Consider the following 10,012-nt stretch of genomic DNA (forward strand, 5'->3'; position numbering starts at 1 on the left):
CAGGTGCGGCCAGGAGTACGCGAACGGTTTGACGTAGACCAGGGGGATGCCGTCGGCGCGCGCGGACACGAACTGGCTGAGGGTGCTGCCGATGACGGTCGCGGCCGGGCGCAGCAGGGCGTTGAGGGCGCGCTCGCTCTCCACCCGCTCCCGGAACATCTCGGGAGTGAAGGGGTGTTCGAGCCCGGCGCCCTGGTCGAAGCGGATCGCCTGGTCGGCCTGTTCCTCGCTGAGCGGGGGAGTGAGCGCGTGGTACTCGAACCCCGCCTCCTCGATCAGCCCCGCGTAGCGCTCGGAGTACCCCGCGAACACGCGCTCGTGCCGCTCCCGCGACCACCGGGCCACCTCGATGGCCCGCGTGGTCTCGGCGAGGTTGAAGGTCTCCGGGGCGAACAGGACCGTGTTCACGGCGGAACTCCTTGTCTGGAAGGGCTTCTAGGAAACGTAGCCGCCCGGTCCACGACACGGCGACGTTGTCCACAGGCTCGGAGCGAGAACTTCGGGAAAGTCCTAACCTGGCGGGGCAGTGCAGTAGACCGAACTGGGGGAAACGATGTCGGGACGTCAGGGGAACGGTCACCGCGGTGGAGGGGGCCGTGGGGGCGGCGGACGCAGGCCCGAACCCGAACCCATCCGCGGCGTGCGCGACGACGCCCGACTGTCCCAGGAACTGCTGAAGATGGACGGTGCCTCCTACGGGCGCTACAAGTCCCTCAAGGGCGACTGGGACTTCGGCGACTTCACCCTGACCGTGCAGCGGGTCCAGGCCGACCCGTTCGCGCCACCCTCGCGGGTGCGCATCCTCCGTCCCGACGCCGGGATCCCGAACGGCGCCTACGCCGACCCGGTACGCCGCCGGGCCACCGCGGACTTCCTCGGCCGACTGGCCCGCCGCCGACTCAAGGGGTCGCTGCTACGGATCGACACCGGCGGCCAGGAGGTCATCGCGCGCTCGTCCTGCCAGGTGGGCGCGGACGGTTCCCTGGATCTGCGGATCGGCCTGGACCTGCCCGGGCACGGGCGACGCATCGACGGCCGTACCGCCGAACGCGAGCTGTGTCGCACCGTCCCCGAGTTGGTCGACGACCTGGACTGGGAGGAGATCGACCAGGCCGCAGCCAGGGCCTTCGCCGACAGTGTGGCCGACACCGTCGCGCTCCGCGCCTCCCTGGCCGAGCGCGGGCTGGTGGCGTTCGTCGCCGACGGGGCGATCCTGCCCCGTTTGAGTGGGATCAGCGACGAACCCATGCGCGGTGAGGGCGTGGTGCCCTTCGCCTCCCCCGAATCCCTGCGGGTGAGCGTGGACCTGCCACACCGGGGCACGGTGACCGGGATGGGGGTGCCCGAGGGCATCACACTGATCGTGGGCGGTGGCTTCCACGGCAAGTCCACCCTGTTGCACGCCCTGGAGCGCGGGGTCTACGACCACGTGCCCGAGGACGGCCGGGAACTGGTGGTGACCAGGGACGACGCGGTGAAGATCCGAGCCGAGGAGGGCCGCCGGGTGGAGCGGGTCGACGTCAGCCCGTTCGTGCGAAACCTGCCCACCGGAGCCGACACCCGCGACTTCCGCACCGAGAACGCCTCCGGTTCCACCTCGCAGGCGGCCAACATCTGCGAGGCGGTGGAGATCGGCGCGCGCACCCTGCTGGTGGACGAGGACTCCACCGCGACCAACCTGATGATCCGCGACGAACGCATGCAGTCCCTGGTGCACGGCGACCGCGAACCCCTGGTGCCCTTCGTCGACCTGGTGCGCCCGCTGCGCCGCGAGCACGGGGTGTCGACCGTGCTGGTCATGGGCGGCAGCGGCGACTACTTCGACGTGGCCGACCACGTCATCATGTTGGACGCCTACCACCCGCACGACGTCACCGAACGCGCCCGCGAGTTGGCCGGGGACCGAACCGACGCGGAGTTCGCGCTGCCACGCGCCCGGGTCGTCGACCGCGCGTCGGTGGACGATCGCACCGACCGGGGCCGGTCCAAACTCAAGCGACGCGACATGGACGTGCTGGTGTTCGGCGAGAGCGACATCGACGTGCGCGCGGTGGAGCAGTTCGTCGACGCCGGACAGATCACCGGAGCCGGGCTGGCGCTGCGCTCCCTGGTCACCGGTGGCCACCTGGACGGTGAGAGGACCCTGGCCGAGGCCCTGGACTCCCTGGAGGAGAGCCTGGCGGGGCGGGGCGTGACCCTGCTCGGCGAGGACTTCGGCGGAGACTACGCGCTGCCGCGCAGGCAGGAGATCGCCGCGGTCCTCAACCGGTTGCGGAGCATGCGCGTGGCCGAACAACGCTGATCCCACACCGGGGACCGCCCCGGGTGTGGCCGTGGTCACCCGGAGGGGGTCGAGGCCGGTCGTTGGTCGGGGCGGGTCGGTATTGTGGAAACGCAGGGTGCGGTAACCCCGAAGGACATCGAAACGGACTATCCCGGACCGATGTCGGTGTGAGTGCCGCCCTGCGATCCCGACCCCTTTGGAGACGAGAATCCGGTGCGTGACCCCGCAGATCTGTACCAACTCCACCCCGGTTTCGACGATGTCGCCGGGCAGGCGATGCTGGTCTGCCTGGACGGCTTCGTCGACGCCGGACACGCGGGACGGCAGATGGCCGAGGCGCTCTTCGAACAGTTCGCCGCCGAGGAGATCGCGACCTTCGACACCGACCGGCTCGTGAACTACCGCGACCGTCGACCATCGATGACGTTCCGAGAGAACACCTGGATCGACTACACGGCGCCCAAGCTGGCCCTGTACCGGATGCACGACGACGAGGGCGCGCCCTTCCTGGTCCTGCACGGCCCCGAGCCGGACCGCGAGTGGGAGCTGTTCGTCGCCGCCGTCCAGCAGCTGGTCGACCGTTTCACCGTCTCGCTGTCCGTCAGCACCCATGGAATCCCCATGGCGGTTCCGCACACCCGCCCGGTGACGGTCACCCCGCACTCCACCCGACCCGAACTGGTCGCCGGTCACACTCCCTGGATCGGTCGGGTCGAGGTACCCGGCAGCGCCGTGTCGCTGCTGGAGTTCCGCCTGGGCGAGCGCGGCCACGACTTCATCGGCTACGCCGTCCACGTGCCCAGCTACCTGTCCCAGTCCCAGTACCCGCGCGCCGCCATCGCGGCCCTGGGCTACGTCACCGGGGCCACCGGCCTTGCCGTGTCCACCACCGACATGGAGGAGACGGCGGCGAGCACCGACGTGGAGATCGCCGAGCAGGTCGCGGCCTCCGAGGAGATCCAGCGCGTGGTCGCCAACCTGGAACGCCAGTACGACGACATCATGTCCTCGCGCTCCGAGGGTGAGACCCCGGGCTCCCCACTGGGCGAGGACGAAGCAGGCCTGCCCACCGCCGACGAACTCGGCGCGGAACTCGAACGCTTCCTCGCAGAGCGCGAGGGCGACGGAAACGGATAGCCGTGTTCTACCAGATCCTCTTCAGCTCGGTCCTTCGGCACATGGACGCCGAGAAGGCCCACAAGCTGAGCTTCGCCGCGCTGCGCGGCATCACCGCGGTCCCCGGTGTGGCCGAGGCCATGACCCGGGTCCTGGGACCGCGTGAGCCCGAGCTGACCGTGCACGCCCTGGGCCGGGACTTCCCCGGCCCCCTGGGCATGGCGGCCGGGTTCGACAAGAACGCGGAGAGTCCCCGCGGCCTGGCCGCGCTCGGCTTCGGTTACGTGGAGGTGGGCACCGTCACCGCCCACCCCCAGCCCGGCAACCCACGGCCCCGCCTGTTCCGCCTGGTCGCGGATCGAGCCATCGTGAACCGGATGGGATTCAACAACGAGGGTTCGGCCCTGGTCGCCGAGCGGCTGCACCACGAGCAGGACCGCCTGGAACGCCAGGCCGGCCGCGCCGGTCGGGAACGCCCCCTGCTCGGGGTCAACATCGGCAAGACCAAGGTCACCCCGGAGGCCGAGGCACCCGCCGACTACGCGCTCAGCGCCCTGCGACTGGCCCGCTACGCCGACTACATGGTCGTCAACGTCAGCTCGCCCAACACCCCCGGCCTGCGCAACCTCCAGGGTGTGGAACAGCTGCGCCCCCTGCTGGCGGCGGTCCGCGCGGCGTTGGCCGAGGCCGGCCGCCCCGAGTTGCCGCTGCTGGTCAAGATCGCCCCCGACCTGGCCGACGAGGACGTCGACGCCGTCGCCGACCTGGCCCTGGCCGAGGGCCTGGACGGGATCATCGCCACCAACACCACCATCTCCCGCGACGGGCTGGACACTCCGAAGGAGCGGGTGACGGAGGCCGGCGCCGGTGGCCTGTCCGGCGCCCCGCTCAAGGCGCGTTCCCTGGAGGTGCTGCGCCGGCTGCGCGCCAAGGTCGGTGACCGCGTCACCCTGGTGGCCGTCGGCGGTATCGAGACCCCCGAGGACGCCTGGGCGCGCATCCGCGCCGGAGCGACCCTGGTGCAGGGCTACACCGGACTGATCTACGGCGGTCCGTTGTGGCCGCGCCGCATCCACCGTGGGCTGGCCCGCCTGGTGCGCGCCGCCGGCTACCGTTCGGTCCAGGAGGCCGTGGGCGTGGACGCCCCGGGCCCCGCCCTGAAGGTGGTCTCGGAGACCACCGAGGCCGGCTGACCCCGGCCGCCCGATATCGCGCACACGACACACGCGGCCGGTGGGGATCCGCCCACCGGCCGCGTCGTCGTTTTCGCCCTAGCCGCCTACCAGTCGCCGTCCCAGTCCTCGGGGAAGCTGTATCCGGGGTCGGGGTGGCCCATCGCCTGGGTCGGGGTGACGAACACGTAGTCCAGTTCCCGCAGGCGTTCGATGATCTCTGGGACGGCCGCCAGCGTCTCGGGCAGCGGATCGTGCATCAGCACCACCGCGCCCGGTTCCACCCGGCCGACCACGTTCTCCACGATCTCGTCGCGCTTCAGGTTCTCCCAGTCCCGACTGTCCACCGTCCACATGGTCTCCACCAGCTCCTGCTCGGCGATGGCATCGTGCACGTTCTCGTCGGTGGCGCCGAACGGAGGTCGGAACAGCTCCACCGTGTGTCCGGTCTGTCTGCGGATCATCGCTCCCACCGCCGCGATCTGGCCGGGCAGTTCCTCGGCGTCCATCCGGTTCATCGGGTCGTGCAGGTCGCCGTGGCCGGCGATCTCATGGCCCTCGGCGTAGGCACGACGCAGTACCCCCGGCCGGGTGAGGGTGGGGCCTCCGTTCAGGAAGAACGAGGCGGTGACCTCCTCCTCGGCCAGGATGTCCAGCAGGTGCGGGGTGGCCTCCACGGGGCCGTCGTCGAAGGTCAGCGCCACGCAACGGGTGTCGCCGTCCTGGCAGTTCACGTCCGGGAGGTGGGGGACGAACACCCCGGGCGGTGGCGGGTCCTGCGCGTCGTCGTCCTCGGCGGCGGGCAGGGAAAGGTCGGCCTCGTCCACGAGAGAGGCCTCCCGAGCGCGTTGACCCAGGTCGGACAGGAGAGGCGCGGCGGTCTCGTGGTCGATCACCACGACCTTGCGGCCGAACTCGGCGGAGGGCACGTGTCCCTCCTCCACGGGCGACAGGTGCCCGTCGTCGAACTCCACCACCAGGTCGCCGTCACTGTTGAAGCCGATGGAGTCGTAGGTGCGCAGGACGGGGAACAGGGAGTCGAGGTCGACCTCCGCGTCCTCGGAGAGGTCTTCGCGGACGATGTCGTTGAGCGCGTCCAGCTCCTCCTGTCCGGCGAGCAGTTCGGTGGAGTAGGCGGTGTGTCGGGTGGTCCCGTCGTACCAGTAGGTGGAGTGGCCCTCGCGCAGGCCGTGCATGTCCTCCTCGGTGCGCAGGAGTCGCACCCCGAGCACTCCGTCGCCGGCGGCCACCAGCTCCCAGCCGATGTCCAGGGCCACCGGGTCACGGGTGCCGGCGCGAAAGTCCCGGACCTCGTCGTCGGCTCGGGCGGCGAGGCTCTCGGTGAAGGGCTCGGCGTTCGCGAACTCGGGGAGGGCGACGGAGAGCTCGACCTCGGCCTCCGGGACGTAGGGGTGGTCCTCGTAGTCCTCGGGGCCGGTCGTCCGTTCCCGGACGCCGTCATCGGCCTCCGCCGACAGCACCCGGATCGATTCGGGATCGTCGTCGCCCGCGATGTCCTGATCACACGCGGCGAGAGGGAGGGCCAGGGCGACCGTGAGGGCCCCGGACCAGAGCCGTCCCCCACGGCCTCCACGGCGCCGGGTGGTGGTGCGTCCCGGTGCGTTCTCGCTCGACGACAAAACCCGACTCCCTCTCCCTGAGAACGGATGCTCCCGCACCTGTTGGGAGCAACATAAGGGAGAAGAACGCCGGGCCCGGGGCGCTGTCCACATGTGGTCAGCGCCCCGGGCCCGGTAATCCCAGGGTCCCCGTCAGTCGTCCTCGTCGCCGGCGTCCTCACCGGTCCCATCGTCGTCCCCCTCGGTCTCGGCGGCCTCCTCGGCCTCTTCGTCCTCGGGTACCTCCGGGACCCCGTCGACGTAGCTGCGACCCGGTTCCGGGGTGCCGAGCAGCTGCGACACCGTCACCATGGTGTAGCCCTGTTCGTCCAGTTCACGGACGATCTCGCGGGACGCGTCGATGGTGGTGTCGTGGATGTCGTGCATCAGGATGATCGCCCCTTCCGAGGCGCCGTCCACGGCCCGGTCGGCGACCACGCCCGCCTTTCGGTCCTTCCAGTCGTTGGTGTCCACGCTCCACAGGACCTGGGCCAGGCCCATCTCCTCGGTGACCTGGGCGACGGTGTCGTCGGTGGAACCGTAGGGCGGACGCATCAGGTCCATCGTGTACCCGGTCTCCCGGTACACCAGCGCCTGGACCGGGTCCAGGTTCGCGCGCACGCCTCCCGCGCCGAGTGTGGCCAGGTCGGGGTGGGACAGGGTGTGGTTGGCCAGTTCGTGGCCCTCCGCGTAGGTGCGGCGCACCGTGAACGGGTTCTCCATCACGGGGTGGCCGGTGACGAAGAAGGTCGCCTTGGCGTCGTACTCGGCGAGCGTGTCCAGCAGCTCGGAGGTCCGGCCGCCGGGGCCGTCGTCGTAGGTCAGCGCCACACAGCGCGTCTCGGGGTCGGCGCAGTCGATCCCGTCGTCGACGGGGGAGAACTCACCGGGAGAGGTGACGCCGGTGCCGTCCTTCTCGGCCTCGGGGGCCGCGGCCACGGTGAACTCCTCGACGCCCTTGGTCGCGGCGTCGCGCGCCCGCACCCCGAAATCCGACAGCAGTTCCTCGGCCTCGTCGCGTTCGATCACGACGTCGACGCGCCCTTCCGAGGTGGGTGCGACCTGTCCGTCGTCGAACTCCACGATCAGGTCACCCTCGGGGCTGAACGCGAGGGAGTCGTAGAGGCCGCTGATGGGGTACAGGGACCCGGTGGCGACGGTGTCCGGGACCCCGTCGAGCACGAGGGCGTTGAGCGTGGCCAGCTCGTCCTGGCCGGCGAGCAGACCGCTGGAACCGTGCACCGAGCCGTCGTCGGTCTCGTACCAGTAGGTGCTGTGCCCGACGCGGGTCTCCTCCGAGTCGGTCTCGGTGGTGGTGATCCGCACACCCACGACCCCGTCACGGGCGGCGGTCAGTCGCCACTCGCCCTCGAAGGACACCGCTCCGGGGTTGGCGGCGTCGAAGGCGTGCACCTGGGCGGTCAAGGTGCGGTCCAGGAAGTCGGTGAGGGGGTCGGCGTTGGGGATGGCCGGGTAGACGACGGCCACCTCACTGTCGCCCTCGTAGTCGACCGAGGTCTCCTCGGTGCCGGGGAGCGCCGCCGCGTCCACCACGGTCGTCCCCTCATCGGACCCTTCCGCCGGAAGGTCGTCGTCGGTGTCCACCGCCACGTTCTGTGTGATGCTCTCGATGACTCCGCCCTCGGGCGGGCCCGGTGGTCGTGTCGCCGACAGCACCAGTCCCGTGAGGACGACCATCGCGATCGCGGCCGTCAGAACGGGGCGGTCGGGGGCCATGCTGGGACCGTCTTGCTGCTTCACCTGGGGGCTCTCCACGCTCATCGTCAGACGAACGTTCGCGAAAGGACGGGGGTCTTTCGCGTAACGCTGGTATCGGGTGTGATGCCGGGCACGCGAAATGGGTTCGCTCGTGTGCTCCGGGCCAAGGGGTCACGCCGGGTGCAGGGGCGAAGGGGGTGCTCCCTATACTTGCAGGCGTGGAAGGTACACACTCCCACCATCGATTCCCGGAGCCCGCTCCGGTAGGTCGGAGTGTGTCGAAAGAGGGAACCCGGTGCGAATCCGGGACTGCCCCGCAGCGGTATGTGGGAACGAGCGTCGCCAAAAGCACTGGTGATCCGACCGGAAAAGTCGGAAAACCGGGAAGCGGTGATCATTAGGACGACCGGCGCACAGCGTCGGAAACGCCCACGAGTCCGAAGACCTGCCTCCACCCGGCGGCGCACCTGTGCCGCCGGTGGTCCCGAGCCCCGTGGGAGGGCCGAGGTCGTCAGGCACGTGCGCCCCGGGTGGGCCCCTCGGCGTGCCGCGCTCCTCGCCGCTCCTCGTGGCCGGTACCCGGCTTTCGACGAGGGAGAGAAGCTTCATGGTCAGCAACCCCGCGACCACCGGACCGTCCGTGCGCTCCACGGTCCACGGTTACCCGCGCATCGGCCCCGCCCGCGAACTCAAGCGCGCGAGTGAGTCCTACTGGAAGGGCGACACCACGGCCGCCGAACTCGACGCCGTCGCCGCCGACCTGCGCAAGGGCGTCTACGCCCGACTGCGCGAGGCCGGGGTGGACGACATCCCGTCCAACACCTTCTCCTACTACGACCAGGTGTTGGACACCGCGGTCCTGTTCGACCTGGTGCCCGCCCGTTTCACCTCCCCGGCCCAGGCCGAGGACCGGGACGAGCAACTGCGCCGCTACTTCGCCCTCGCCCGCGGCGAGCAGGGCGCGCCGCCGCTGGAGATGACCAAGTGGTTCGACACCAACTACCACTACCTGGTCCCCGAACTCTCCCCGAGCACCCGCCCCCGCCTGGTCGGTGACAAGCCCCTCGCCGAGTTCCGTGAGGCCGCCGAGGCCGGCTACCGGACCCGCCCGGTCCTGGTCGGTCCGCTGACCTTCCTGCTGCTGGCCAAGGCCGCCGAGGACGCCCCGGAGGGCTGGGAGCCCATCGAACTCCTCGACCAGCTCCTGGACGCCTACGCCAGGCTTCTGGGCGACCTGAAGGCCGCGGGCGCCACCGAGGTCCAGCTCGACGAGCCGATCCTGGCCACCGACGAGGGTCGCGCCGCGGTCGACCACCTGGAGCGCGCCTACGGGCGTCTGGGCTCGCTCACCGAGCGTCCCTCGCTCCTGGTGTCCACCTACTTCGGCTCCATCGGCGCCGCCGCCCTGCGCGTGCTCAAGGACTCCCCGGTCGAGGCCGTGGGCCTGGACCTGGTCACCGACTCCGAGGGCGCCTCCGACCTCACCGCCGTCTCCGGGCTGGGCTCCACCCGCCTGGTCGCGGGTGTGGTGGACGGGCGCAACGTCTGGCGCACCGACCTGCCGGCCGCCGTCGCCGAACTGGGCACCCTCCTGGCCCTGACCGACGAGCTCACGGTGAGCACCTCCTGCTCGCTGCTGCACGTGCCCATCGACCTGGACGCCGAGACCTCCCTGGCGCCCGAGCTGCGCGCCACCCTGGCCTTCGCCGAGCAGAAGACCCGGGAGGTCGCGCTTCTCGGTCGGGTGCTCTCCGAGGGCGCCGACGCCGACTACCAGGGCGGGTCCGAGCCGCGCGACCCGGCCTTCACCGACGCCCGGGTGCGCGCCCGTCTGGACGCCCTCGGCCCGGAGGCCTACGAGCGTCCCCAGGACCGGGACGTGCCCGCCCTGGGGCCGCTGACCACGACCACCATCGGCTCCTTCCCGCAGACCTCCGAACTGCGCCGTGCCCGCGCCGCGCACCGCAGGGGCGAGCTGCCCACCGAGGACTACAAGGCGCTCCTGCGCGCGGAGATCGACCGGGTGATCGCGCTCCAGGAGGAGATCGGCCTGGACGTGCTGGTGCACGGCGAGCCCGAGCGCAACGACATGGTCCAGTACT

Annotated in this window: 6 protein-coding genes, 1 pseudogene and 1 riboswitch; of the genes and pseudogenes, 4 read left to right on the plus strand and 3 right to left on the minus strand. The window is 70.8% G+C overall.

Annotated elements, in window-relative coordinates; all coding sequences use genetic code 11:
* Window positions 1-408: pseudogene (locus K8V84_RS09195) on the minus strand (glycosyltransferase); the annotation flags it as partial.
* A gap of 145 nt (window positions 409-553) precedes the next feature.
* Between K8V84_RS09195 and K8V84_RS09200 the strand changes: the two are divergent.
* The 3 genes from K8V84_RS09200 (at window position 554) to K8V84_RS09210 (ending at window position 4,593) form a co-directional block, all read left to right on the plus strand.
* Entirely contained in the window at window positions 554-2,302 is a 1,749-nt protein-coding gene (locus K8V84_RS09200; RefSeq protein ID WP_304073017.1) for an ABC-ATPase domain-containing protein, read from the plus strand.
* Between the two features lie 195 nt (window positions 2,303-2,497).
* Window positions 2,498-3,421: a PAC2 family protein gene (locus K8V84_RS09205; RefSeq protein WP_304073019.1), complete on the plus strand. Its 924-nt coding sequence runs from the start codon at window positions 2,498-2,500 to the stop codon at window positions 3,419-3,421.
* Window positions 3,418-4,593, plus strand: a complete 1,176-nt coding sequence (locus K8V84_RS09210; protein ID WP_304073027.1) for a quinone-dependent dihydroorotate dehydrogenase — start codon at window positions 3,418-3,420, stop codon at window positions 4,591-4,593. Before K8V84_RS09205 ends, K8V84_RS09210 begins: the two co-directional genes overlap by 4 nt.
* 86 nt (window positions 4,594-4,679) lie before the next feature.
* Here the strand turns inward: K8V84_RS09210 and K8V84_RS09215 are convergent, their stop codons facing one another.
* Entirely contained in the window at window positions 4,680-6,086 is a 1,407-nt protein-coding gene (locus K8V84_RS09215; protein WP_304073030.1) for a polysaccharide deacetylase family protein, read from the minus strand.
* A gap of 258 nt (window positions 6,087-6,344) precedes the next feature.
* Window positions 6,345-7,973 (minus strand): polysaccharide deacetylase family protein, encoded by a 1,629-nt coding sequence (locus K8V84_RS09220; protein WP_304073022.1) that lies wholly within the window; start codon window positions 7,971-7,973, stop codon window positions 6,345-6,347.
* Window positions 7,974-8,158: 185 nt separating this feature from the next.
* Window positions 8,159-8,378: riboswitch (cobalamin riboswitch) on the plus strand.
* Window positions 8,379-8,517: 139 nt separating this feature from the next.
* Here K8V84_RS09220 and K8V84_RS09225 point away from each other — a divergent pair.
* The coding region (locus tag K8V84_RS09225; protein WP_304073025.1) for a 5-methyltetrahydropteroyltriglutamate--homocysteine S-methyltransferase at window positions 8,518-10,012 on the plus strand (1,495 nt) is incomplete at its 3' end.

This window comes from Nocardiopsis listeri (assembly GCF_020741345.1).
In the GTDB taxonomy this organism is placed as follows: domain Bacteria; phylum Actinomycetota; class Actinomycetes; order Streptosporangiales; family Streptosporangiaceae; genus Nocardiopsis; species Nocardiopsis listeri_A.